The sequence below is a fragment of the Streptomyces sp. NPDC001480 genome (assembly GCF_042894725.1).
Lineage (GTDB): Bacteria > Actinomycetota > Actinomycetes > Streptomycetales > Streptomycetaceae > Streptomyces.
Genome location: NZ_JBIAVX010000003.1, coordinates 271,722 through 296,590, shown reverse-complemented (window position 1 = coordinate 296,590; position 24,869 = coordinate 271,722). Strand labels below are relative to the sequence as shown.

Here is a 24,869-nt window from a genome sequence, read left to right as displayed (position 1 = left end):
CACGTACGGTCTACGTGCCTCGGTCGGTTCAGTCCTCGCCGAGGTACGCCTTGCGTACGGACTCGTCGTGCAGCAGGTCCTGCCCGCTGCCGGAGAGGACGATCTTGCCGACCTCCATGACGTGGCCGTGGTCGGCCAGGGACAGTGCGGCCTGGGCGTTCTGCTCGATGAGCAGGATGGTGGTGCCGTCGGCCTTGAGTTCCTGGATGGTGGCCATGATCTTCTGCATCATGATCGGGGAGAGGCCCATGGAGGGCTCGTCGAGCATGAGCAGTTTGGGGCGGGACATCAGGGCGCGTCCCATGGCGAGCATCTGCTGTTCGCCGCCGGAGAGGGTGCCTGCGGGCTGCTTCCGTCGTTCTCCGAGGATGGGGAAGAGGTCGTAGGCGCGCTGGATGTCCTTTTCGATGCCTTCCTTGTCGCTGCGGAGGAAGGCGCCGAGGCGGAGGTTGTCCTCGATGGTCATGCGGGGGAAGATGTGCCGGCCTTCGGGGGAGTGGGCCAGCCCCAGCGAGACGATCTTGTGGGCGGGGATCTTGTTCAGCGTCTTGCCGTCGAACTTGATCTGTCCGGCGAGGGGCTGGAGGAGGCCCGAGAGCGTCCGCAGGGTGGTGGTCTTGCCGGCGCCGTTGGTGCCGATGAGGGTGACGACCTCGCCGGCGTTGACCTTGAACGAGATGCCTTTGACGGCTTCGATCTTGCCGTAGGCGACCCTGAGGTCTTCGACCTCGAGCAGTGCGGTCACTTGGCGTCTCCTTCTGCGGTGCTCTGCGCCTCGGCGTCCTCGGCCTCGTCCTCGGCGGCCACGTCATCGGAGGCCCCGGCTTCCGCGGCCTCGACCTCCGCGGCCTCGACCTCCGCGGCCTCCTCCGTGCCGGGCGCGCCTTCGAAGGGCGTGCCGAGGTAGGCGGCGATGACGCGTTCGTCGGCCTGGACGACTTCGGCGCTGTCTTCGACGATCTTCTCGCCCTGGACGAGCACGGCGACGCGGTCGCAGAGGTTCATGATGAACCGGATGTCGTGCTCGATGACGAGGATGGCGGTGCCCTTGTCGCGGATGGCGAAGACGAGTTCCTCGGTGGCCCGGGTCTCCTGGGGGTTCATGCCCGCGGTGGGTTCGTCGAGGAGCAGCAGGCCGGGTTCGCTCGCGAGTGCGCGGGCGATCTCGAGCTTGCGCTGTTCGCCGTAGGGCAGGTTGCGGGCGAGGTGGTCGGCTTTGGCGGCGAGGCCGGTGAACTCCAGGAGCTCCATGGCGCGTTCGCGGGATTCGGCTTCGGCTTTCTTGAAGCCGGGGAGGCGCAGGAGTGCGGACCAGAGGCCTTCGTTGGTTCGGGTGTGGCGTCCGACGAGCACGTTTTCCAGGACGGTCATGTTGGCGAAGAGCCGGATGTTCTGGAAGGTGCGAGCGATGCCGGCCTGGGTGACGAGGTGGGGTTTGGGCGGCAGGACGGTGCCTTTGTACTTCACTGTGCCGCTGGTCGGGACGTAGAGGCCCGTGAGGCAGTTGAAGAAGGTGGTCTTGCCCGCGCCGTTGGGTCCGATGAGGCCGACGATCTCGCCGCTGTTGACGGTGAGGTCGACGGAGCGTACGGCGGTGAGGCCGCCGAAGCGCATGGTGACGTCGCTGGCGTCGAGGACCGTGGTGGTGGTTGCGGTTGTGGTGGTGGTCATGGCGGTCACGCACCTGCCTTGGCGACGCCGGTGGTCTCTGGCAGTTCCGCGTCCTCGGGTACGTCGAGTTGTCCGGTCTCGTGGAATTCGAGTTGTTTCCGGCGGTCGGCGACGAGGCCTTCGGGGCGGAAGCGCATGAGGAGCATGAGCGCGATGCCGAAGAGGAGGAGCTGGTAGTCGGCCATGAACTGGAGTTTGGCCGGGATGAGGTAGAGGAGGGCGGCGCCGATGAGGGGTCCGCTGATGGTGCCCATGCCGCCGAGGATGACGGCGGCGAGGAGGAAGGCGGAGTTGGGGGGTACGGAGCCGGCGAACTGGTACTGCTCGGGGGTGACGCTGTAGGAGACGTGGGCCTGGACGGTGCCGGCGAAGCCGGCGAGGGAGGCGCCGAGGGCGAAGGCGAGGAGCTTGAGGCGGAAGCCGTTGATGCCCATGGCGGTGGCGGCGGTCTCGTCTTCGCGGATGGCGACCCAGGCGCGGCCGATGCGGGATTCCGCGGAGCGGCGGAAGACGGTCACGACGACGGCCGTGAACAGGAGCATCAGCAGGTAGTAGTTGGCGGAGCGGGTGAGCTGGTGGCCGAGGACGTCGTGGGGGATGCCGAGGTTGTAGCCGAAGATCTCCAGGTCGGGGATGTTCGGGATGCCGTTGGAGCCGTTGGTGACGTCGGGGCCGCTGTTCCCGTTCAGGTTGTTCATGGTGATGCGGAAGATCTCACCGAAGCCGAGGGTGACGATGGCGAGGTAGTCGCCGCGCAGCCGCAGGGTGGGGGCTCCGATGACCACGCCGAAGATCAGCGAGGCGGCGGCGCCGGTGAGGACGGCGGCCCAGAACGGGAACTGGACGCCGATGGTGGACTGGGGGGAGCCGGAGACCAGGGCCGCGGCGTAGGCGCCGACGCCGAGGAAGGCGACGTATCCCAGGTCGAGCAGACCGGCCAGACCGACGACGACGTTGAGGCCGAGGGCCACGGTCGCGAAGATCAGGATGTTGGCGCCGATGAGGGCGAACTGGTCGTTGGACTGGGTGAAGGGGAAGCAGATCGCGGCGGCGAAGGCGGCGGCGACGGTGATGTTGCGGTGTTTGGCGGTGAGGGCCGACAGCCGCTTGAGGAGTCCGGCGCGGGTGAGGGCGGTGAATCCGAAGCCGGCGATGATGAGGAAGCCGACGAAGAGTTCGGAGTAGTCGGTGCCGATGCCGTAGGAGAAGACGTACAGGCCGATGCCGAAGCCGGCGGCGATGACGAGGATCTCGGCCCAGGAGGGGAGTTCCTTGGCGCGGCGGGGTTCGGGGGCGGTGAGTGAGTGGCGGAACCTGCCCCAGAGGCTGGGGTTGGGGTCGCTTTCGTCGTACGGCTGGTCGACGGGGAGGCCGAAGGCCGCGATGACGGCGATGAGGGAGCCGATGCCGGAGACCCAGGCGCCGGGTTCGAGGTTGACGAGGCCGCCGAGTTCGTCGCTGATGGCGCCCATGGCGTAGCCGGTGGTGCCGAAGGTGCCGAGGGCGAGGAGGACGACGGGGCTGTTGGTGCCGCCGGGGGTGAGCCAGCCGAGTCCTCGGATGCCGTAGCCGCTGAGGGCGAAGAGCAGGGTGAGGATGGCCCCGATGAGGGTGAGGACCTGGAGGCCGCCGGGGTAGCCGGTGACGGTGAGGTCGCCGGGGAATTCCGCGGTCCAGGTCCAGGCGAGGAAGGTGCCCACGAGTGCGACGGCGGAGCCGGCGATGGTGGTGATGCGGGCGACGGCCGGGGGCAGCGGGATCAACGGGGTCGCCTGGGTGGGCGACTTGGTGCTGTCCGGGGTGCCGGTGGGTGTTTTGGTGGTCATGGGTATCACGCCCGATCCGCGACGCGCTCGCCGAGGAGGCCCTGCGGTCGGAAGAGGAGGACGAGGATGAGGAGGGCGAAGGCCCAGACGTCCTTCCAGGCGCCGCCGCCGAAGAGGTCCATGCCGGGGATGTCGCCGATGTAGCCGATGGCGAGGGATTCGGCGACGCCGAGGACGAGGCCGCCGAGCATGGCGCCGTAGATGTTGCCGATGCCGCCGAGGACGGCCGCGGTGAAGGCCTTGAGGCCCATGAGGAAGCCCATGCGGAAGCCGACCTGGCCGTTGTGGAGGCCGTAGCCGACGGCGGCGATGGCGGCGAACGCGGCGCCGATGGCGAAGGCCATGACGATGATGCGGTCGGTGTTGATGCCCATGAGTTTGGCGGTGTCCGGGTCCTGGGCGGTGGCCTGCATGCCGCGTCCGGAGCGGGTCTTGGTGACGAAGAGGCCGAGGGCGATCATGCAGAGGGGGGCGGCGATGATGACGAAGAGGTCGCCGCGCTGGATGTTGGCGCCGAAGACGTCGAAGGGGCCGCCGTCGAACTGGGGGAAGGGGCGGTCCTTCTTGGCGTCCGGGTACCACTTCCAGACGATCTGCTGGAGGACGATGGACAGTCCGATGGCGGTGATGAGGGGTGCCAGGCGGGGTGCGTTGCGCAGGGGGCGGTAGGCGAAGCGTTCCGCCGCGGTGGCGACGCCGACGGAGACGATGACGCCGCCGAGGATCATGAGGGGGATGGCGATGCCCAGGGAGAAGTCCTTGGGCAGCCAGAGCCAGACGGTGAGGGCCCCGAAGCCCCCGACCATGAAGATCTCGCCGTGGGCGAAGTTGATGAGCTGGACGATGCCGTAGACCATCGTGTAGCCGATCGCGATGAGTCCGTACATCGCGCCGAGGATGAGTCCATTGGCCAGCTGTTGCGGCAGTTCGTTCACCGCAGGGCCTCCGTGGAGTGGTTCGGATACGGCGCCGCGCGGGAGCGCTGGTGGGCACTCCCGCGCGGCCTGATCAATGTGTGCAGTGGTGAGGAACCGGTGTTCTTTGAACCGGTGTTCTTTCCTCGCTCAGCCGATCTTGGGCACCCCGCTGTACTCCGGCGTCCACGCGTTGTTCTTGATCTTGTACGCGGTCATGGTGTGGTTGGTGGTGTCGCCGTACTGGTCGAACGAGATGGTGCCGGTGACGCCGTCGAACTTGACCTTGCTCATGGCCTCCAGGACCGCCTTGCGGCCGTCGGAGGGGAGCTTGCCGCTGTTGCCTTCGACGGCGAGCTTGACGGCCTCGATGATGGACCAGGTGGCGTCGTAGGTGAGGCCGCCGTAGGCCTCGTAGGCGTCCTTGTAGCCCGCGTTCTTGTAGTTCGCGATGAACGTCTTGGCGGAGGGGAGCTGCTCGACGGGCTTGCCGACGGAGGTGGCGAGGTCGCCTTCGGCCTTCTTGTTGAGCTTGGGGTAGTCGCCGGAGTAGATGCCGTCGCCGCCCATGAGCGGGATGTTCTGGCCGCTGTCCTTGAGCTGCTGGCTCAGGGGGGCGGCGGCCGGGTACTCGCCGCCGTAGTAGAGGGCCTGGGCGCCGGTCTTCTTGACCTTGGCGACGATGGCGTTGAAGTCGCGGTCGTCGGGGTTGACGTGGTCGGCGCCGACGATCTTGCCGCCGAGCTTGGTGAAGTTCGTCTTGAAGGAGGCGGCGAGGCCTGCGCCGTAGGTCTTCTGATCGTCGATCAGGTAGGCCTTCTTGATCTTGGCGCGGTTGTAGAGGTAGTCGGCCGCGAAGGCGCCCTGGATCTCGTCCGTGGTGGCGGTGCGGAAGAAGGTCTTGAACTGGCGGACCCGGTTGTTGGTCTTCCAGCCGTCGCCCTGGGTGAGTTCGGTACCCGTGTTGGCGGGGGAGACCTGGGTGAGGCCGGCGTCGTTGAGCGGCTTCTGCATCTGCTGGGAGACGCTGGAGTTCAGCGGGCCGACGACGCCGAGGACGTCCTTCTCGTTGATGAACTTCGTGGCGTTCTGCTGGCCGACGGAGGGCTGGGCCTGGTCGTCGAGGGCTTCGACCTTGAACTCGACGCCCTTGACGAATCCCTGCTTGTTGGCCGTCTTGGCGGCCAGGTCGGCGGAGTTCTTGATGCCGAGGCCGAGGGCCGAGAGGTCGCCGGTGGTGGGAGCGTCGACACCGATCACAACCGTGGTCTTGTCGCCGCTGCTGCTGCCCTTGTCATCGCGCGACCCACAGGCGGTGAGTGTCAGCGATCCCGCCGCGAGTGCGGCGGTGATGGCGATGATCGAACGTTGACGCACGAATCAGGTCCTTTCCCTGGCGCGCGGCGGCTCCCCGTGGAACGCACCGAGTCCGGCGCCTTGGCCGTGTGGCGGGCTGTGAATCCCTTGGCGCGGTGACTGGCCGTGACTCTAAGCGTGTGCAGGGAAGGTGGAGGAGTGTCTGACCAAGGCTGTGACGCTCTTGTTATGACACGACGTAATGCAGAGCGGTACCGGGTGGGGGGAAGCGTGGAATTCCAGCCGATTCGCCCTGTCCGCATTGTGAGAATCCGCAGGACGTGCGTTCGTGTTTTCAGTAGCGTCGAACTGTTTTGGTGATGACGTGGGGTTGTTGCCGCGGGCTACCAGGGCAGCTTGCGGGGGCGATGTGGGCAGGGGAAGTGCCCGAGTTGACGCGCGTGGCTCTCATTGCGCGCGTATTACGCAGAGTTACGCCGGGGAAAGGCGGTCGGGCGTTTGCCGACGCATTCCTGCATTCCGTGACAACGGTGAACAAGGGCGCCGCTCATCCCCAAGGGCCTTTGCTTGGGCCACCGGTCCGGTACCAGTGGTCGCATCCCTCGCGTGCCCTGCGGTCGACGGTCCGGTCGGCCGCGTCGGCGTCACCGTGCTGGAGTTTGGCGCGGGCGGCGTCGACGACGTCTCGGAGGATGTCGTACTGGCCGTCGGACAGGCCCATCTCCTGGTAGTCGCCGACGGTGTCCTCCTTGAGCTGCCTGCGCGACCAGTACGCGACGACCCGCGTGCACAGTTCCTCGGGTGACGTGGTGCGGGGTGCGGGCGCGCCGGTGGCGGCCGCCGGGCTGCTCCGGCTCACCGCCCCGTCTGCGGCGCCTGATCCCGCGCAGCCGGCGGCCAGGGGGCCCGTCAGGAGTACCAGAGCGAGCCCGAATCCGAGTGCCGCCCCCGGCGCGGAGGCCCGTCCCGTAGCCATGCCTCGACGCTATGCGGCCGGGTGCGGGACAGCAACTGCCGGGCGGCCGGGGGCTGCTGAAGGCGGATCAGCTGAAGGCGGGTCAGTCGGTCGCCCGCAGGTGGGTTCCGTCGCCGGGCCGCACGTCCCGCAGCAGACAGGTCAGCCGCGCGGTGCACACGCGCCGGTCCTCCTCGTCGCTGATCACGATCTCGTACGTCGCCGTCGACCGGCCCCGGTGCACGGGTGTGGCCACGCCGGTGACGAGACCGGAGCGCACTCCGCGGTGGTGGGTGCAGTTCAGATCGACGCCGACCGCGATCTTCGAGCTGCCGCCGTGCAGCATCGAGCCCACCGAGCCGAGGGTCTCCGCCAGCACCGCGGAGGCGCCGCCGTGCAGCAGCCCGTACGGCTGGGTGTTGCCCTCCACCGGCATGGTGCCGACGACCCGGTCCGCCGACGCCTCCGTGATCTCCACACCCATCCGCGTGCCCAGGTGCCCGGCGGAGAACAGCGCCAGGAGGTCGACGCCGAGCGCGGCGTACTCGTCGATGACCTCCTGCGGGAACTTCACGTGCTGCTGCTCACCCATCGGCCCGGCTCCGTTCGTCATACATGTGCCTGTCGACTGAGCAAACGCTCAGTCGGTCGCCGATTGTTCCAGACGCACGACGACGGACTTGCTGGCCGGGGTGTTGCTGGTGTCCGCCGTGGCGTCCAGCGGGACCAGGACGTTGGTCTCCGGGTAGTACGCCGCCGCACAACCCCGTGCGGTCGGGTAGTGCACGACCCGGAAGCCGGGCGCCCGCCGCTCCACGCCGTCCTTCCACTCGCCGACCAGGTCGACGTACGACCCGTCGGCCACGCCGAGCTTCCGTGCGTCCTCGGGATTGACGAGGACGACCCGGCGGCCGTTCTTGATGCCCCGGTAGCGGTCGTCCAGGCCGTAGATCGTGGTGTTGTACTGGTCGTGCGAGCGCAGCGTCTGGAGCAGGAGGCGGCCCTCGGGCAGTTCGGGGTACTCCACGGGGGCCGCCGTGAAGTTCGCCTTGCCCGTCGCCGTCGGGAAGCGGCGCTCGTCGCGCGGGGCGTGCGGAAGGGCGAAGCCGCCGGGCCGGGCCACGCGCGCGTTGAAGTCCTCGAAGCCGGGGATCACGCGCGCGATGCGGTCCCGGACGGTGGCGTAGTCCTTCTCGAACTCCTCCCACGGCACCTTGCTGTCCTCGCCGAGCACACGGCGCGCCAGGCGGCACACGATCGCCGGCTCGGACAGCAGGTGCGGGCTCGCGGGCTCCAGACGGCCGCGTGAGGCGTGCACCATGCCCATGGAGTCCTCGACGGTCACGAACTGCTCGCCCGCGCCCTGCACATCGCGTTCGGTACGGCCCAGCGTCGGCAGGATGAGGGCACGCGCGCCCGTGACGACGTGCGAGCGGTTGAGCTTCGTCGACACGTGGACGGTCAGCCGGGCCCGGCGCATGGCCGCCTCGGTGACGTCGGTGTCGGGGGAGGCGGAGACGAAGTTGCCGCCCATGGCGAAGAAGACCTTCGCCTCGCCGTCGCGCAGTGCGCGGATGGCCCGTACGACGTCGAAGCCGTGCTCGCGCGGGGGCGCGAAGCCGAACTCCTTCTCCAGGGCGTCCAGGAAGGCCGGGGCGGGGCGCTCGAAGATGCCCATCGTGCGGTCGCCCTGCACGTTGGAGTGGCCGCGCACCGGGCACACGCCGGCGCCGGGGCGGCCGATGTTGCCGCGCAGCAGCAGGAAGTTGACCACCTCGCGGATGGTCGGCACGGAGTGCTTGTGCTGGGTGAGGCCCATGGCCCAGCAGACGATGGTGCGCTTGGAGGCCAGGACCATGCCGAGGGCCTTTTCGATCTCCGCGCGCGTGAGGCCGGTCGCGGTGAGCGTCTCGTCCCAGTCGGCGGCGCGGGCGGCCTCGTCGAACTCCTCGAACCCGTGGGTGTGTTCGCGGACGAACCGCTCGTCGACCGCGCCCTCCGTCTGGAGGATCAGCTTGTTCAGGAGACGGAAGAGGGCCTGGTCACCGCCGATGCGGATCTGGAGGAACAGGTCGGTGAGGGCGGCGCCCCGGACCATGCCCTGGGGGGTCTGCGGGTTCTTGAAGCGTTCCAGGCCCGCCTCGGGCAGCGGGTTCACGCTGATGATCTTCGCCCCGCCGGCCTTGGCCTTCTCCAGGGCGGAGAGCATCCGGGGGTGGTTCGTGCCGGGATTCTGTCCGGCGACGATGATCAGGTCGGCCTTGTGGAGGTCCTCCAGCAGGACGCTGCCCTTGCCGATGCCGATGGTCTCGTTCAGCGCCGAGCCCGACGACTCGTGGCACATGTTCGAGCAGTCGGGCAGGTTGTTCGTGCCCAGCTCACGGGCGAACAGCTGGTAGAGGAACGCGGCCTCGTTGCTCGTCCGGCCCGAGGTGTAGAAGACTGCCTCGTCGGGGGAGGCGAGGGCGGTGATCTCCTCGGCGATGATGCCGAAGGCGCGCTCCCAGCTGACCGGCTCGTAGTGTTCGCCGCCCTCGGGCAGGTACACGGGGTGCGTGAGGCGGCCCTGCTGGCCGAGCCAGTAACCGCTGCGGCGGGCGAGATCGGCGACCGGGTGCGCGGCGAAGAACTCGGGGGTGACCCGGCGCAGGGTGGCCTCCTCGGCCACCGCCTTCGCGCCGTTCTCGCAGAACTCCGCCTTGTGCCGGTGGTCCGGCTCGGGCCAGGCGCAACCGGGGCAGTCGAAGCCGTTCTTCTGGTTGACCCGCAGGAGCGTCAGCGCGGTGCGCCGCACGCCCATCTGCTGCTGGGCGATGCGCAGGGTGTGCCCGATGGCCGGCAGCCCCGCCGCCGCGTGCTTCGGTCCTTCGACCTGCGGCGCGTCCTGGACCGGATCCCCCGTGGGCGGCTTCGTCGCCATCGCACGCTCCCCTTCGACTGCGTGTGTGCCGTGCGGGACCGATCCTCGCACGAGGCGGTGACAATGCCTGCGGTCGGGAGTGGGCGAAGAACGGGAGCTCTGCTTGCCCGGGGCCGCTGCCGGCACTCGGTCCTGTGCTCCTCGCTGCCACCGCGGAAGCCGGCGCCGCACCCCGACCCCGACTGTCAGTGGGGCGTGGCAGGATCGGGGGCGTGGCAGAAACAGCATCGAAGACGACCGACAAGACCCCCGGTGGCACGCGGCCCCGGCTGATGCTCATGGACGGGCACTCGCTGGCCTACCGCGCGTTCTTCGCGCTGCCCGCGGAGAACTTCACCACCGCGACAGGCCAGCCGACGAACGCGATCTACGGCTTCGCCTCGATGCTGGCCAACACCCTGCGTGACGAGGCGCCCACGCACTTCGCGGTGGCGTTCGACGTCTCCCGCAAGACCTGGCGCTCCGAGGAGTTCACGGAGTACAAGGCGAACCGTTCCAAGACCCCGGACGAGTTCAAGGGCCAGGTCGAGCTGATCGGTGAACTGCTCGACGCGATGCACGCGCCGCGTTTCGCCGTCGAGGGCTTCGAGGCGGACGACGTCATCGCCACCCTCGCCACCCAGGCCGAGGCCGAGGGCTTCGAGGTGCTGATCGTCACCGGCGACCGCGACTCCTTCCAGCTGGTCTCCGAGCACACGACGGTGCTGTACCCGACGAAGGGCGTCTCGGAGCTCACCCGGTTCACCCCGGAGAAGGTTTTCGAGAAGTACGGATTGACGCCCGCGCAGTACCCCGACTTCGCGGCGCTGCGCGGCGACCCGTCCGACAACCTCCCCGGCATCCCCGGCGTCGGCGAGAAGACCGCCGCGAAGTGGATCAACCAGTTCGGCTCGTTCGCGGAGCTGGTCGAGCGCGTCGACGAGGTCAAGGGCAAGGCCGGGCAGAACCTCCGTGACCACCTGGAGGCGGTCAAGCTCAACCGCCGGCTCACCGAGCTGGAGCGCCGTGTCGAGCTGCCCAAGGCGGTCGGCGACCTGGAGCGGGCCGCGTACGACCGCAAGGCCGTCGCGATGATCCTGGACACCCTGGAGATCCGCAACCCGTCCCTGCGCGAGCGGCTCTACGCCGTCGACCCCGGCGCGGAGGAGGCCGAGGCCACCCCGATCGCGACGGACGGCGTGCAGCTGGACGGCACGGTCCTCGGCACGGGCGAGCTGGCCCCGTGGCTCGCCGGGCACGGCACGGAGCGGCTCGGCGTCGCCACCGTCGACACCTGGGCGCTGGGCACCGGATCGGTCGCCGAGGTCGCGCTCGCCGCGGCCGGCGGGGCCGCCGCCTGGTTCGACCCCGCCGAGCTGGACGAGACCGACGAGAACGCGTTCGCGGCCTGGCTCGCCGACGCGGACCGCCCCAAGGTCCTGCACAACGCCAAGGGCGCCATGCGTGTCTTCGCCGAGCACGGCTGGTCCGTCGAGGGCGTGACCATGGACACCGCGCTCGCCGCCTACCTGGTCAAGCCGGGCCGCCGTTCCTTCGACCTGGACGCGCTGTCCCTGGAGTACCTGCACCGCGAGCTGGCCCCCGCCGCGGCGGCCGACGGCCAGCTGGCCTTCGGCGCGGACGACGGAGCCGAGGCCGAGGCCCTGATGATCCAGGCCCGCGCCGTCCTCGACCTGGGTGAGGCCTTCGAGGGCCAGCTGGAGGAAGTGGGCGCGGCGGAGCTCCTCAGGGATGTGGAGCTGCCCACCTCGGTTCTCCTGGCCCGCATGGAGCGGCACGGCATCGCCGCCGACCGGGCGCACCTCGAAGCGATGGAACAGATGTTCGCGGGCGCGGTGCAGCAGGCGGTGAAGGAGGCGCACGCGGCGGCGGGCCACGAGTTCAACCTGGGCTCGCCCAAGCAGCTCCAGGAGGTCCTCTTCGGCGAGCTGGCCCTGCCCAAGACGAAGAAGACCAAGACCGGCTACACCACGGACGCCGACGCCCTGGCCTGGCTCGCCGGCCAGACCGACAACGAACTCCCGGTGATCATGCTCCGGCACCGTGAGCAGGCGAAGCTCCGGGTCACGGTCGAGGGCCTGATCAAGACGATCGCGGGCGACGGCCGCATCCACACCACCTTCAACCAGACGGTCGCCGCGACCGGCCGGCTGTCCTCCACGGACCCCAACCTGCAGAACATCCCGGTCCGCACGGACGAGGGCCGGGCGATCCGCCGCGGCTTCGTCGTCGGTGACGGCTTCGAGTCCCTGATGACCGCGGACTACAGCCAGATCGAACTGCGCGTGATGGCCCACCTCTCCGAGGACGCCGGCCTCATCGAGGCGTTCACCTCCGGCGAGGACCTGCACACGACGGCGGCCTCCCAGGTGTTCGCGGTGGACGCCTCGGCGGTGGACGCGGAGATGCGCCGCAAGATCAAGGCGATGTCGTACGGCCTGGCGTACGGGCTGTCGGCCTTCGGCCTGTCCCAGCAGCTCAACATCGAGGCGGCCGAGGCCCGCGCCCTCATGGACGCGTACTTCGAGCGCTTCGGCGGCGTACGGGACTATCTGCGCCGGGCGGTCGACGAGGCGCGGGCGACGGGCTACACGGCGACGCTCTTCGGGCGCCGCCGTTATCTCCCCGACCTCAACAGCGACAACCGCCAGCGCCGTGAGGCGGCCGAGCGCATGGCCCTCAACGCGCCCATCCAGGGCACGGCGGCGGACATCGTGAAGATCGCCATGCTCAAGGTCGACAGCGCGCTGCGGGCGGCGGACCTCAGGTCCCGCATGCTCCTCCAGGTCCACGACGAAATCGTCCTGGAGATCGCCCCCGGCGAGCGCGAGGCCACGGAGGAGATCGTCCGCCGCGAAATGGCGGCCGCGGTCGACCTCAAGGCCCCGCTGGACGTCTCGGTCGGCGTGGGCCCCGACTGGGAATCGGCGGCGCACTAGCCTCCGGCGGTCAGACGGAGGGGATTCTCAGCCGACCCGGCCGAGAATCCCCGCCCGCGTTTGATCTCCGCCGCGACGGCGAGCAACCACAACGGCGCATCCCGGCGGTGCCGAACCGACCCCAATCCTGTTCACGAGGCCCACCCGCACGCCCGAACCCCGCCGAAGCCCCGCAGGGAACCGTCACTCACGTGGCCCCCGCCAGAACGCCCCCGCCGCCCCCGCCCGTAAAGATGCGGTCATGGGTATACGCACGCTCCACCGCCGGACGGCCCACGCACGGCCCCCGAGCCGCCCGGGTGCCGCCGAGGCACCGGACACGCCGCCCCCGCCGGTTCCGGCCCTCTCGGCCGAGGCAAGCACCGCCCGCATCCCCGCCGACCCCGCCGGGGCCGTCCGCAGGACGACGGCGGACGTCAGACGCAGGCTCACCGGCCGGCTCTCCCGGACGAGGAGAGCGGCCGCCGACCTCGGCCGCGGCTACTTCGCCCTGCTCCTCGCGCGGCTCCCCAGAACCCGCCCCGCGCGCACCATGACCGTCTTCGTGGCACCCCTCACCGAGCGGCCGACCGGGTCCGCCGCGCGTCGGCCCCGCCCGGACCGGCGGCATCCCGGACCGGACGCCACACCCTGACCCCCACGGCGTACCCGAGCAGCCCCGGCACCAGCCCCGCACCCAGCCCGAAGCACACCGTCGGCACCAGATCCCAGGGCTTCGCGACGGCACCCCAGTACGCCCACCACCGCAGCGCCCGCTGAGCGGCTCCGGCGACCGCGCAGCCGCCGATCACCACGGCGGCCCACCACCGGTCCCGCGCCGACAGCAGCGCAACCCCAACCGGATCGCTGACGGGTGCCCGCCGTACCGCACGCCCCAGCCACGCCGCGACGACCAGGGCGGCCACGAGCGAACAGCCGTACTGGAGGTACGAGTACAGCGGCATCCCCGCCGCGGACCGGTCGAGGACCGGGAACAGCCGCACCCCCCAGCGGTCGTGGTGCGTGAACGCGTCCCACACCACGTGCGTCGACGCGCCGAGCACCGCGGAGACGTACCACCAGGCGACCGTATCGGGCCGCACGCGCGCGCGTGGCGCCCCGCACCGCAGCAGGGCCGCCCACCGCCCCTGGCGGGCCCGCGGCAGCAGTGCCACCAGCGGTTCGCGCAGCACCAGCCACAGCCCGACCAGGCCCCAGGACACCAGCACGTCGACGCTCAGCACTCCGGCGAAGGAGTGCGTGACGTCCCCGAACCGCATCGCCCCGGGCAGCAGGCTCGCCGCGTAGTAGGTCATGTCGGGAGCGAAGGAACCCGCCACGAGCACCGCCGTTATCAGCCGGCCCCGGCCGGCTCCGTCCGCGCGGACCGCGGGCAGCACCGCCGCCGCGTGGCTGAAAGTGAACGGCAACTCGGCCCCTTTCGCCGGATGTTACGGGGCGGATCGCCCGTGATCGCGTCGCCCAGTATGCGGGACCGCGCCCCGGACCAACGGGACATGGCCAACCGGTGAAAATCGGGCAGCACCGGGTGCCCCCGCAAAGGAAGTTGTCGTAGGGTCACATCGGCGTTCGAGTGGAAATACGCAACGGGGGCAACCACAGCCACAGGTCATCCGTCAGAACAGAGCGAGCGGGAAGAGCGGAAAGACTTGAGACGGGCGCTCGGGCGTCCATGGGAGGGGTTCACTCTATGGCGGCGCATTTCGGCAGTCGGCTGCGCAAAGGGGCGGCGACCACCGCCGTGGCCGCGGCGGCGGTCGCGGCTCTCTCCGCTTCCCAGGCTCCTGGAGTGACGGCCGAGGACGCGGGCAGACAGGCCGCCGCCGGCGCCGCCACCGTGCCGGACGCGACGTCCGACGACAACGCCACCGGCAACTCGCCGTACTACACGGACCTGCCGCCCCTGAACAGCCCGAACCCAAGCCCCAGCCCGTCGCCGACCGCCGGCGCGCCCGCCTCGGCGGGCGCGGCCGAGGCCGGCATACCCGCGACCGTCCTGGACGCCTACAAGAAGGCCGAGGCCGAGCTGCGCCAGTCCAAGCCCGGCTGCAACCTGCCGTGGCAACTGCTCGCCGCCATCGGCAAGGTCGAGTCCGGTCAGGCGCGCGGCGGACGCGTCGACGCGGGCGGCACGACCATCGGCCGGATCCTCGGTCCGCAGCTCGACGGCAACGGCTTCGCGCTCATCAAGGACACCGACCACGGCGCGTACGACGGCAACAGCTCCTACGACCAGGCCGTCGGACCCATGCAGTTCATCCCGTCCACCTGGGCCTGGGCCGGGCGCGACGGCAACGACGACGGCGTGAAGGACCCCAACAACGTCTACGACGCCGCGCTCGCCGCCGGCCACTACCTGTGCCGCAACAACTGGGACCTGTCCCAGCAGAGCGGCCTGAACAGCGCCATCCTCAGCTACAACAACTCGCAGGACTACCTCAACACGGTCCTGTCGTGGCTGGAGTACTACCGCAAGGGCACCCACTCCGTCCCCGACGGCACCGGTTCGGTGCCCTCGCACCGCAGCGACGACCACACGCCGGGGACCGACCCCTCCCCGAAGCCGTCGAAGCCGTCGACACCGTCGAAGCCGACCGAGCCGGGCCACGGCAACAGCAGCCCCGACCCGTCGACGCCGAGCACACCGCCCAGCACGCCCCCGAGCACGCCGCCCAGCACACCCCCGAGCACGCCGCCGAGCACGCCCCCCACCCCCACCGACACGGTGGACCACCTGGAGGACGCGGGCACCGCCAAGCTCACCGCGATGGCCGGGGACGCCTTCAGCAAGCGGATCAGCACGCGCGCCGAGACCAAGGCCGGCAAGGCCGTCGGCAAGGTCAGGATCCGGTTCACCATCACCGGCGACACGGACGCCACCTTCACCGGCGGTGAGAAGGTCGCCACCGTGGTCACCGCCAGCACCGGCATCGCCGTCGCACCCCCGCTCCAGGCGGGCGAGAAGACCGGCGACTTCACCGTCCACACGGCCGTCGTGGGCCGCTCGGTCGCCGGCGTCGACTACAAGGCGACCGTCACGGCCCGGGCCGCCGACACCCTCGCCCGCACCAGCGACACCGCGCTGACCTGCACACCGGGCGGCGAGTTCGCCGACCAGGTGGAGGTGAAGGCCACCTACAAGGGCGCCGTCGCCGACAAGGTCGCGGCCACCGCGACCCTGATCAAGTCCGCGGACGACCTGACCGCGAACGACAAGGGCCCTTACTTCAAGGACGCCGACGGCAAGGCCGTCCGCACCCTGACGGGCCTGGAGACGGACGCCAAGGGCCTGCTGAAGCTGCCGAAGCTGTACGCGGACGACACCACCGGCACGTTCCTGCTCCGCATCACCACCACCGGTGGCGCGACGCTGACCGTCGAACTCGAGGTCGCCGCGGCGGACTCGTCGGCGAGCCCGTCGCCGAGCGGCACCGAGAGCACCTCCGCGTCCCCGAGCCCCTCCGCATAGGGTCCCAGGCCGCGGCCTGACGAGGGCGCCCCTCCGCTCCGGCGGGAGGGCGCCCTCGTTCCGTGTGCGCGACGTGTTCTCATCTCGCCCTCCCGTTGCTACCGTGCCCGGACCTGACGGCACGTCAGGTGAATCGGTTCCGGACGGCCCGGGGGAGGTCCCGCATGCGTGCCCTGATCGCCGCCGCGACCGGTTTCGTCCTCGCGTTCGCCCTGGTGGTGCTCGCGGTCACCGCGATGGGTTCCACGACCGGCAGCACGTCCCCCAAGCCGCTGCTCACCACGGTGCCCCCGCACCCGTGACCGCCCGCCCGGGAGGGAGACCGAGATGCGCCGCACGGCCAGTCTGATCCTGCTCGCCCTCGCCGTGTTCTTCGCGGCGCTGTCCCCGCTGCTGCGCTGGTACGCCTTCCCGCGCCTGGCCAAGATCCCCGCGAACCAGTACCAGGACATGGTTCTCGAGGCGAAGAACGCCACCCTCCTCGACTACGGCACGATGAAGGCGAAGAAGGTCTCCAAGGTCACCATCGTGCAGACCCTCAAGGGCGATGTGGAGGCGGCGCGGAAGATCGGGAAGACGGCGGGGCGGGACGTGGTCGTCTGGAACGGTCTGTCCTACATACAGGGCCCCGACGGCAAGATGGTCTCCAAGGTCCCCGAGCGCTACATCTTCGACGCCCACTCCCAGGAACCCGTCCACGCCACCGGCGAGATGGTCGACGGCGACCCCGTCAAGCGGAACGGCATCGAGTTCAAGTGGCCCTTCCTCACGCAGAAACGGGACTACGAGTACTTCGACGCGCAGACCCGCACCACCAACCCCATCCACTACGAGGGCACCCGGACGTTCCGCGGCCTGAAGGTCTACTACTTCGAACAGACCATCCCCTGGACCAAGGTCGGCATGCCCAGGACCATGCCGGTCAAGGGCATCACCCCCGAGTCGGTCGCCAAGACGGGCACGACCCGCTGGTACACCACCGTCCGCAGGTTCTGGGTCGAGCCCGTCACCGGCGCCCCCGTCTACGGCGAGGAGAGCCACCAGGAGGAGCTGCGCGGCGGCACCCTGCTCGGCGGACGCGCCAAGGTGACGGCGTTCGCGGGCGACGTGAAGATGCGCGAGGACTACATCGAGCACACCGTGGCCCTGGTCAAGCACAACCGCACGATCGTCCTGCTGCTCACGTCGTACCTGCCCTGGGGCTTCCTGATCCTGGGCACCCTGCTGCTGGCGCTGTCCCTGTACCTGGAGGCACACGGCCGGCGGCCGTCGGACCCGGAACCCACCCCGGCCACCACGCCGGAGCCGGTCAGCGCCTGAGCCGGGCGTTGGTGTGGCGCGTCGGTTCGGCGGTCGTCGGGTCCTCCGGCCACGGATGCTTCGGATACCGCCCGCGCAGTTCGGCCCGTACGCCCTTGTAGCCGTCCTTCCAGAAGGACGCGAGGTCGGCGGTGACCGCGGCGGGCCGCCCGGCGGGGGAGAGGAGATGGACGAGCAGCGGCACCCCCGCCACCACGGGCGACTCCGGCAGCCCGAACATCTCCTGAAGCTTCACGGCGAGGACGGGCCGCTCCGGATCGCCGTAGTCGATCCGGATCCTGGACCCACTCGGTACGGTGATCCGCTCGGGGGCGAGTTCGTCGAGCCGCGCGGCCTGCCCCGAGGACCAGGGCAACAGCCGCCCGAGCGCCGCCCCGGCGTCGATCCGCGCCAGGTCCGCGCGCCGCCGGGCCCGGCCCAGCTCGGGCTCCAGCCACTCGTCCACGCGCGCGTACAGCGCCTCGTCGGACACGTCCGGCCAGGGCTCCCCGACCCGCAGCCGCAGGAAGGCCAGCCGCTGCCGCAGCCCGACGGCCTCCGCCGGCCACCGCAGCAGCCCGAACCCCTCCTGCCGCAGCCCGTCGAGCAGCGCCTGGCGTACGAGACCGGAATCGACGTCCTTCAGGGGCCGCACCGCCAGCTCGACCGCCCCCAGCCGCTCCACCCGGCGCGCGACGACGTCCCCCTCCCCCCAGCGCACCTCGTCCCGCTCCTCGTACAGCGCTCGCGCCGCGGACCGCGCGAGCTCCTCGCCGATCACGGCCCCGAGCCGCACGCGCGCGTGCCCCTTGCCCAGCGGCCGGTCGGCCACCGCGACGGCGATCCAGGGCGCCCCGTGCAACGGCGACCCCTCGGCCAGCTCGGCCCGCGTCCCGGAGACCATGAGGTACGACCCGCCATCGAGCTTGGCGACCCGCTCAGGAAACGCGAGAGCGGCGACGAGCCCGGCGATCTGGTCGTCGTCGGCTTCCGCACCCGCTGGTGGGTGGGAAACCCCCTCCGACACGACGGCCCGCAGCCGCCGAACCTCAGCAGCCCACCGCTTGGCGTACGCGTCGCCCCCACGCCGCGCCACACGCAGAGCCGACGCCAGGTCGTCCCCGTAATCCCTGGGCGCCTCTTCACTCAGCAACGCGACAACCTCCGCACCCGCGCCAGAGGTGTCCAGCAACGCCCTCCCCAGCCGGGGGTGCAAGCCCAGCCGAGCCAGCACGGCACCGCGGTCGGTCGCCCGCCCGGAGGAGTCCACCGCCCCAACGGCTGCCAAAGCGGAGCGCGCGGTCGCCATCGCTCCACCCGGCGGAGCGTCGAGCAACGCCAGCCCGGAGGCGTCCGGGTCGCCCCAGCAGGCCGCCTGGAGCGCGAACGCGGTCAGGTCGGCCACCTTGATCTCCGGTGACGGGAAACGCGGCAGAAGCCCGTCCTCGGCCTCGGACCAGCACCGGTACACGACCCCCGGCGCCTCACGCCCCGCCCGTCCGGCCCGCTGCCGCCCGGCCGCGTGCGACGCCCGTACCGTCGTCAGCGCGCTCAGCCCGCGCGCGTGGTCCACCCGCGGCTCCCGGGCCAGCCCCGAGTCGACGACCGCCCGCACCCCGGGAACCGTCAGGGACGACTCCGCCACGGAGGTCGCCAGCACCACCCGGCGCCGCCGTCCGGGCGCCAGCACGGCGTCCTGCACCGCCGCCGGCGCCCGTCCGTGGACCTGGAGCACGTCCACGTCTCCCAGGTCCCCCAGCAGGCCGGCGACACGTGCGATCTCGCCCACACCCGGCAGGAAGCACAGCACGTCGCCCGCACACTCGGCCAGCGCCCGCCGCACCACCGAGGCCACGTGCGCGAGCAGCGCCGGATCCACCCGCATGCCGTGCGGCGGCCGTACCGCACGCGCCGGGGGCGCGTGGACGATGCCGACCGCGTGTGCGGAACCCCGGGCCTCGACGATCGGCGCCCCGCCGAGCAGCCGGGCCCATTCCCCCCAGTCCGTGGTCGCCGACGCGGCCACCAGCGCCAGCTCCGGCCGCAGCGTCTCCCGGACGTCCCACAGGAACGCGGCCACCGTGTCCGCGTCCAGGTGCCGCTCGTGGCACTCGTCGAGCAGGACCACGTCGACACCGGTGAGTTCCTGGTCCCGCTGGAGCCGCTGCAACAGCACCCCGGTCGTGACGACCTCCACGCGCGCGTGCCGGCCCACGACCCGCTCGCCGCGCACGGTGTAACCGATGCTGCCGCCGACCTTCTCGCCCAGCAGCCAGGCCATCCGCCGGGCAGCGGCCCGCGCCGCGATCCGCCGCGGCTCGGCCACGACCACCCGCCGCACCGGCCCGTCCCCGAGCAGTCCGGCCAGCGCGAGCGGCACCAGCGTCGTCTTGCCGGTGCCGGGTGGCGCTCCGAGGACGGCGGCGCCGTGCTCCTCCAGGGCGTCGTTCAGCGCGGGCAGAGCGCTGCGCACGGGCAGGGCGTCCAGGGCGTCGTAACGGATCACACGTTCAGTCTCGTACGCACACGAAGATCGCCGTCCCCGGGATCAGGCTTCCCCGCAGCGGCGACCACCCGCCCCACTCGGAGCTGTTCCAGGCCGGCCACTCCGGCTCCACCAGGTCCACCAGCCGGAAGCCCGAGGACGCGATGTCCCGGACCCGGTCCCCGAGCGTCCTGTGGTGCTCGACGTACACCGCCCGGCCCTCGTCGTCCTGCTCGACGTACGGCGTGCGGTCGAAGTAGGAGGCGGACACCGACAGGCCCTCGGGCCCGGGCTCGTCCGGGAAGGCCCAGCGGACGGGGTGCGTCACCGAGAACACGAACCGGCCGCCCGGCCGCAGCACCCGGCGCACCTCGCGGAGCACCAGCCGTGGGTCGGCGACGAACGGCAGCGCGCCGTAGGCCGAGCACGCCAGGTCGAAGGAGCCGTCCGCGAAGGGCAGCGCGCCGGCGTCGGCACACACCAGCGGAAACGATCCGCCGATGCGCAGCGCGTGCTGGAGCTGGCGGTGCGAGAGGTCCAGGGCCACCGGGCGGGCTCCCTGGGCGGCCAGCCAGCGCGAGCACTGGGCGGCGCCCGCGCCGATCTCCAGTACGTCCCGGCCCTTCAGGTCCTCGGGCGGGCCGAGCAGCTCCGCCTCCACCTCGTCCAGGCCCTCGGGACACCACACGAAGCGGTCGTCGCCGAGGAACGTGCCGTGTTCGATCTGGTACTCGTCCGCGTTCCGGTCCCACCAGCCCCGGTTGGCCCGGGAGCTCTCCGTCACCCCGGCGTCACGCCGGGTGGCTTCCGGTTCGAACGGTTCGGGCTCTTGGATGATCGGCTCCCTCGTCGTACTCTTCCGTGCAACCCGCCGGGGTCGTGTCACGGAGGAGGTCCCTCAGGCCTGCTTCGGCCTCGCGGGACGGTTCTTGTGCCGGGTATGTAGCGATCCGCCCCGGGTGTGCGGCTTCGCGCATTGACCCTGTCCGGCTGCCCCCGTATGCTACAAGTTGCGCTGCGGGCCTGCGCACCTCAGACGTAGCAGGCTGCGCTCGCATCTGTTGTATGTCCCCTCGGTTGTCGAGGCGTCATCACCAATATCCGGTGGGGCGCTTCCTTGGCTGTCCGGCTTCTGCAGAGCGAAACGGGCTCCCGGCGTAAGCAGTACCTACGACTTCAATGTCCGTACCGGAGCCCTTTCCCACATGACGAGCAGCACCGAGACCACCGCCACCACCCCGCAGGTAGCGGTCAACGACATCGGTAACGAGGAAGCCTTCCTCGCAGCGATCGACGAGACGATCAAGTACTTCAACGACGGCGACATCGTCGACGGCGTCATCGTGAAGGTCGACCGGGACGAGGTCCTGCTCGACATCGGTTACAAGACCGAAGGTGTCATCCCGAGCCGCGAGCTCTCGATCAAGCACGACGTCGACCCGAACGAGGTCGTCGCCGTCGGTGACGAGATCGAGGCCCTGGTCCTCCAGAAGGAGGACAAGGAAGGCCGCCTGATCCTCTCGAAGAAGCGCGCCCAGTACGAGCGTGCCTGGGGCACCATCGAGAAGATCAAGGAAGAGGACGGCATCGTCACCGGTACCGTCATCGAGGTCGTCAAGGGTGGTCTCATCCTCGACATCGGCCTCCGCGGCTTCCTCCCGGCCTCCCTGGTCGAGATGCGCCGTGTTCGCGACCTCCAGCCCTACGTGGGCAAGGAGCTCGAGGCCAAGATCATCGAGCTGGACAAGAACCGCAACAACGTGGTCCTGTCCCGCCGTGCCTGGCTGGAGCAGACCCAGTCCGAGGTCCGCCAGACGTTCCTCACCACCCTCCAGAAGGGTCAGGTCCGTTCCGGCGTCGTCTCCTCGATCGTCAACTTCGGTGCCTTCGTGGACCTGGGTGGCGTCGACGGTCTGGTCCACGTCTCCGAGCTGTCCTGGAAGCACATCGACCACCCCTCCGAGGTCGTCGAGGTCGGCCAGGAGGTCACCGTCGAGGTCCTCGACGTCGACATGGACCGCGAGCGCGTCTCCCTGTCGCTGAAGGCGACCCAGGAAGACCCGTGGCAGCAGTTCGCCCGCACCCACCAGATCGGCCAGGTCGTGCCCGGCAAGGTCACGAAGCTGGTTCCGTTCGGTGCGTTCGTCCGCGTGGACGAGGGCATCGAGGGTCTGGTCCACATCTCCGAGCTGGCCGAGCGCCACGTGGAGATCCCGGAGCAGGTCGTCCAGGTCAACGACGAGATCTTCGTCAAGGTCATCGACATCGACCTCGAGCGCCGTCGCATCAGCCTCTCGCTGAAGCAGGCCAACGAGTCCTTCGGTGCCGACCCGGCCTCGGTCGAGTTCGACCCGACCCTGTACGGCATGGCCGCGTCCTACGACGACCAGGGCAACTACATCTACCCCGAGGGCTTCGACCCCGAGACCAACGACTGGCTCGAGGGCTACGAGACCCAGCGCGAGGCGTGGGAGCACCAGTACGCCGAGGCGCAGCAGCGCTTCGAGCAGCACCAGGCGCAGGTCATCAAGTCCCGCGAGGCGGACGAGAAGGCCGCTGCCGAGGGCGGCGACGCGGCGGGTGCGGCTCCGGCCGCGTCCGGTGGCGGTTCGTACTCCTCCGAGGGCCCGGACACCTCCGGCGCGCTGGCCTCGGACGAGGCGCTCGCCGCGCTGCGCGAGAAGCTGGCCGGCGGCCAGAGCTGATCGCTAGCCGCTGGGCTTAGCCGATGGTCTTGAGGGGCCGTACCTTTCGAGGTGCGGCCCCTCAGGCGTTTTCGGGGGTGTCCGCCGTCTTTCGAGTGCACGCCGTCCGTGGCTTGTCGCGCAGTTCCCCGCGCCCCTTAGGTGGGCTGCACCTGCCCCTTGTTCGTACCGGCGCAGTGAGATCCCTGATCAATGGCGTGGCGCGGGAATGCCCACGTTCCAGGGCGTGTTGTGCTCTGTGAACACGAGGAGGGGCGGTCACTGTGCTTGATCCGCAGGGTTTGTACGCGTGGGAGCCGAAGGGGCTGGCCGTAGTCGACATGGCGCTGGCCCAGGAGTCGGCCGGTCTTGTCATGCTCTACCACTTCGACGGATACATCGACGCGGGGGACACCGGCGACCAGATCGTCGACCGGCTCCTAGACTCGCTGCCCCACCAGCTGGTCGCCCGCTTCGACCACGACCGGCTCGTGGACTACCGCGCGCGTCGCCCGCTGCTGACCTTCAAGCGCGACCGCTGGACCGAGTACGAGGATCCCGCCATCGAGGTCCGGCTCGTCCAGGACACCACCGGTGCGCCCTTCCTGCTGCTGTCGGGCCCGGAGCCGGACGTGGAGTGGGAGCGGTTCGCCGCGGCCGTACGGCAGATCGTGGAGCGCCTCGGTGTCCGTCTGTCCGTGAACTTCCACGGCATCCCCATGGGCGTCCCGCACACGCGGCCCGTCGGTCTCACCCCGCACGGCAACCGCACCGACCTGGTCCCGGGCCACCGCAGCCCCTTCGACGAGGCCCAGGTGCCCGGCAGCGCCGAGGCGCTCATCGAGTACCGCCTCATGGAGGCGGGCCACGACGTCCTGGGCGTCGCCGCGCACGTCCCGCACTACATCGCGCGCTCCCCGTACCCGGACGCGGCCCTGACCGTCCTGGAGGGCATCACGGCCGCGACCGGCCTGGTCCTCCCCGGCATCGCGCACTCCCTGCGCACGGACGCCCACCGGACCCAGACCGAGATCGACCGGCAGATCCGCGAGGGCGACGAGGAACTCACCGCTCTCGTCCAGGGCCTCGAGCACCAGTACGACGCCGCGGCGGGCGCCGAAACCCGGGGCAACATGCTCGCGGAACCGGCCGACATCCCCTCCGCGGACGAGATCGGCCGCGAGTTCGAACGCTTCCTGGCGGAGCGGGAGGGCGACAGCTAGCGGGTCCGCCACCGTGCCCGCCGGGCGCCGCGACAGAGGCAGGCCCTAAGCTTCCGCTCATGCTGACAGTGGGCCTGACCGGTGGCATCGGCGCCGGCAAGAGCGAGGTGTCGCGGTTGCTCGTCGAGCACGGAGCCGTGCTGATCGACGCGGACCGCATCGCGCGCGAGGTCGTGGCGCCCGGCACCGAAGGTCTGGCGGCCGTCGCCGAGGTCTTCGGCGACCAGGTGCTCGCCGAGGACGGCAGCCTGGACCGGCCGAAACTCGGCTCGATCGTCTTCGCCGACCCGGAGAAGCTCGCTCTGCTCAACTCGATCGTGCACCCCCTGGTGGGCGCCCGCTCCCGTGAACTGGAGAACGCGGCGGCCGAGGACGCCGTCGTCGTCCACGACGTCCCCCTCCTCGCGGAGAACGGCCTCGCTCCGCTGTACGACCTCGTGGTCGTCGTCGACGCCGGCCCTGAGACCCAGCTCGACCGGCTGGTCCGGCTGCGGGGCATGAGCGAGGAGGACGCACGCGCACGCATGGCCGCACAGGCGACCCGTGAGAAGCGCCTGGAGATCGCGGACATCGTCATCGACAACGACGTACCGCTTCAGGTGCTGCGGCAGCGGGTCCGCGAAGTGTGGGACGACCTGGTCCGCAGGGCGCAGGCGCCGCGCGGGGACGCCCCTGCGCCGCCCCAGGAATAGCGGCCTCCGATCCGGGCGTTGAACCCTTCCAGTGAGGGAAGGACTTCGCCGTGCCCGAGACCAGCGGTTCCACCGGACGTACTCCGGAGACGCATGTCATCGACTTCCGTGCCGCCGAGCAGTTGCTCAACGCGCGGGACCCGCGGGGCGCGGTGAAGCTGCTCGACGGAGTCATCGCCGCCCACCCGGAGAACACGGCCGCGCGGCTGCTGCGTGCGCGTGCCTTCTTCGCCGCCGCGCAACTGCGGCCCGCGGAGCTCGAATTCACCATCGTTCTGGAGCGCGAGCCCGACAACGCCTTCGCGCACTTCGCGCTCGCCCGCACCTATGAACGTCAGGGACGGCACGACCAGGCCAAGCGCCACTTCCGGCTGGCGGCCGCGCTGGACCCCAATCCGCAGTACCTGAAGGCGGCACGCTTCGACTCCTGACCGCTTCGACTCCTGACCGCTTCGGCTCCGGACCGCTTCGGTCC

20 protein-coding genes are annotated in these 24,869 nt (G+C 70.4%); 9 read left to right on the top strand and 11 right to left on the bottom strand.

The window, feature by feature from the left end:
- Positions 1–28: 28 nt before the first annotated feature.
- The 8 genes from ACFY01_RS08645 to ACFY01_RS08610 all read right to left on the bottom strand — a co-directional run bounded on the left by ACFY01_RS08645 (position 29) and on the right by ACFY01_RS08610 (position 9,603).
- A complete protein-coding gene (locus ACFY01_RS08645; RefSeq protein ID WP_390734941.1) occupies positions 29–745 on the bottom strand; it encodes an ABC transporter ATP-binding protein in 717 nt (238 codons plus the stop codon).
- Positions 742–1,671, bottom strand: a complete 930-nt coding sequence (locus tag ACFY01_RS08640) for an ABC transporter ATP-binding protein (protein WP_390734940.1) — start codon at positions 1,669–1,671, stop codon at positions 742–744. The genes ACFY01_RS08645 and ACFY01_RS08640 overlap by 4 nt, the downstream gene beginning before the upstream one ends.
- A 5-nt stretch (positions 1,672–1,676) precedes the next feature.
- On the bottom strand, positions 1,677–3,497 hold the full coding sequence (locus tag ACFY01_RS08635; RefSeq protein WP_390734939.1) for a branched-chain amino acid ABC transporter permease: 1,821 nt from the start codon (positions 3,495–3,497) through the stop codon (positions 1,677–1,679).
- 5 nt (positions 3,498–3,502) lie between these two features.
- Complete coding sequence (locus tag ACFY01_RS08630; protein WP_390734938.1) at positions 3,503–4,432, bottom strand: branched-chain amino acid ABC transporter permease; 930 nt, start codon at positions 4,430–4,432, stop codon at positions 3,503–3,505.
- A 129-nt stretch (positions 4,433–4,561) separates the two neighbouring features.
- Positions 4,562–5,788, bottom strand: a complete 1,227-nt coding sequence (locus tag ACFY01_RS08625) for a branched-chain amino acid ABC transporter substrate-binding protein (protein WP_390734937.1) — start codon at positions 5,786–5,788, stop codon at positions 4,562–4,564.
- Between the two features lie 487 nt (positions 5,789–6,275).
- Positions 6,276–6,704, bottom strand: a complete 429-nt coding sequence (locus tag ACFY01_RS08620; RefSeq protein WP_390734936.1) for a hypothetical protein — start codon at positions 6,702–6,704, stop codon at positions 6,276–6,278.
- An 82-nt stretch (positions 6,705–6,786) separates the two neighbouring features.
- Positions 6,787–7,275, bottom strand: a complete 489-nt coding sequence (locus ACFY01_RS08615; protein WP_390734935.1) for a PaaI family thioesterase — start codon at positions 7,273–7,275, stop codon at positions 6,787–6,789.
- A 48-nt stretch (positions 7,276–7,323) separates the two neighbouring features.
- A complete protein-coding gene (locus ACFY01_RS08610; protein ID WP_390734934.1) occupies positions 7,324–9,603 on the bottom strand; it encodes an FdhF/YdeP family oxidoreductase in 2,280 nt (759 codons plus the stop codon).
- 212 nt (positions 9,604–9,815) lie between these two features.
- Here ACFY01_RS08610 and polA point away from each other — a divergent pair, with 212 nt between their 5' ends.
- Positions 9,816–12,542, top strand: a complete 2,727-nt coding sequence (gene polA, locus ACFY01_RS08605; RefSeq protein WP_390734933.1) for a DNA polymerase I — start codon at positions 9,816–9,818, stop codon at positions 12,540–12,542.
- 241 nt (positions 12,543–12,783) lie between these two features.
- The gene (locus ACFY01_RS08600; protein ID WP_390734932.1) at positions 12,784–13,176 is read left to right on the top strand and encodes a hypothetical protein; all 393 of its coding nucleotides are present in this window, start codon (positions 12,784–12,786) and stop codon (positions 13,174–13,176) included.
- Here the strand turns inward: ACFY01_RS08600 and ACFY01_RS08595 are convergent.
- Entirely contained in the window at positions 13,097–13,951 is an 855-nt protein-coding gene (locus ACFY01_RS08595; protein WP_390734931.1) for a DUF4184 family protein, read from the bottom strand. The genes ACFY01_RS08600 and ACFY01_RS08595 overlap by 80 nt on opposite strands.
- Before the next feature lie 281 nt (positions 13,952–14,232).
- Between ACFY01_RS08595 and ACFY01_RS08590 the strand changes: the two genes are divergently transcribed.
- From ACFY01_RS08590 to ACFY01_RS08580, 3 genes are all read left to right on the top strand, one after another.
- The gene (locus ACFY01_RS08590) at positions 14,233–16,011 is read left to right on the top strand and encodes a lytic transglycosylase domain-containing protein (RefSeq protein WP_390734930.1); all 1,779 of its coding nucleotides are present in this window, start codon (positions 14,233–14,235) and stop codon (positions 16,009–16,011) included.
- 164 nt (positions 16,012–16,175) lie between these two features.
- A complete protein-coding gene (locus ACFY01_RS08585; RefSeq protein ID WP_390734929.1) occupies positions 16,176–16,313 on the top strand; it encodes an SPW_0924 family protein in 138 nt (45 codons plus the stop codon).
- A 25-nt stretch (positions 16,314–16,338) separates the two neighbouring features.
- On the top strand, positions 16,339–17,331 hold the full coding sequence (locus ACFY01_RS08580) for a DUF3068 domain-containing protein (protein ID WP_390734928.1): 993 nt from the start codon (positions 16,339–16,341) through the stop codon (positions 17,329–17,331).
- Here the strand turns inward: ACFY01_RS08580 and hrpB are convergent.
- Positions 17,321–19,816: an ATP-dependent helicase HrpB gene (hrpB, locus tag ACFY01_RS08575; RefSeq protein WP_390734927.1), complete on the bottom strand. Its 2,496-nt coding sequence runs from the start codon at positions 19,814–19,816 to the stop codon at positions 17,321–17,323. The genes ACFY01_RS08580 and hrpB overlap by 11 nt on opposite strands.
- Before the next feature lie 4 nt (positions 19,817–19,820).
- The gene (locus ACFY01_RS08570; protein WP_390734926.1) at positions 19,821–20,681 is read right to left on the bottom strand and encodes a class I SAM-dependent methyltransferase; all 861 of its coding nucleotides are present in this window, start codon (positions 20,679–20,681) and stop codon (positions 19,821–19,823) included.
- Between the two features lie 319 nt (positions 20,682–21,000).
- Between ACFY01_RS08570 and rpsA the strand changes: the two genes are divergently transcribed.
- From rpsA to ACFY01_RS08550, 4 genes are all read left to right on the top strand, one after another.
- Positions 21,001–22,500 (top strand): 30S ribosomal protein S1, encoded by a 1,500-nt coding sequence (gene rpsA, locus ACFY01_RS08565; RefSeq protein ID WP_361437177.1) that lies wholly within the window; start codon positions 21,001–21,003, stop codon positions 22,498–22,500.
- Between the two features lie 263 nt (positions 22,501–22,763).
- The gene (locus ACFY01_RS08560; protein ID WP_390734925.1) at positions 22,764–23,702 is read left to right on the top strand and encodes a PAC2 family protein; all 939 of its coding nucleotides are present in this window, start codon (positions 22,764–22,766) and stop codon (positions 23,700–23,702) included.
- A 59-nt stretch (positions 23,703–23,761) separates the two neighbouring features.
- Positions 23,762–24,394, top strand: a complete 633-nt coding sequence (gene coaE / locus ACFY01_RS08555) for a dephospho-CoA kinase (protein WP_390734924.1) — start codon at positions 23,762–23,764, stop codon at positions 24,392–24,394.
- Between the two features lie 50 nt (positions 24,395–24,444).
- Entirely contained in the window at positions 24,445–24,825 is a 381-nt protein-coding gene (locus ACFY01_RS08550) for a tetratricopeptide repeat protein (protein ID WP_390734923.1), read from the top strand.
- The last annotated feature ends 44 nt before the right edge of the window (positions 24,826–24,869 follow it).

What these genes read in the sequence shown, in the direction of transcription:
- ACFY01_RS08640 (WP_390734940.1), bottom strand. Translation starts at nt 1,671, where the DNA reads ATGACCACCACCACAACCGCAACCACCACCACGGTCCTCGACGCCAGC.
- ACFY01_RS08635 (WP_390734939.1), bottom strand. Translation starts at nt 3,497, where the DNA reads ATGACCACCAAAACACCCACCGGCACCCCGGACAGCACCAAGTCGCCC.
- ACFY01_RS08620 (WP_390734936.1), bottom strand. Translation starts at nt 6,704, where the DNA reads ATGGCTACGGGACGGGCCTCCGCGCCGGGGGCGGCACTCGGATTCGGG.
- ACFY01_RS08615 (WP_390734935.1), bottom strand. Translation starts at nt 7,275, where the DNA reads ATGGGTGAGCAGCAGCACGTGAAGTTCCCGCAGGAGGTCATCGACGAG.
- ACFY01_RS08610 (WP_390734934.1), bottom strand. Translation starts at nt 9,603, where the DNA reads ATGGCGACGAAGCCGCCCACGGGGGATCCGGTCCAGGACGCGCCGCAG.
- ACFY01_RS08600 (WP_390734932.1), top strand. Translation starts at nt 12,784, where the DNA reads ATGGGTATACGCACGCTCCACCGCCGGACGGCCCACGCACGGCCCCCG.
- ACFY01_RS08590 (WP_390734930.1), top strand. Translation starts at nt 14,233, where the DNA reads ATGGCGGCGCATTTCGGCAGTCGGCTGCGCAAAGGGGCGGCGACCACC.
- ACFY01_RS08585 (WP_390734929.1), top strand. Translation starts at nt 16,176, where the DNA reads ATGCGTGCCCTGATCGCCGCCGCGACCGGTTTCGTCCTCGCGTTCGCC.
- ACFY01_RS08580 (WP_390734928.1), top strand. Translation starts at nt 16,339, where the DNA reads ATGCGCCGCACGGCCAGTCTGATCCTGCTCGCCCTCGCCGTGTTCTTC.
- rpsA (WP_361437177.1), top strand. Translation starts at nt 21,001, where the DNA reads ATGACGAGCAGCACCGAGACCACCGCCACCACCCCGCAGGTAGCGGTC.
- coaE (WP_390734924.1), top strand. Translation starts at nt 23,762, where the DNA reads ATGCTGACAGTGGGCCTGACCGGTGGCATCGGCGCCGGCAAGAGCGAG.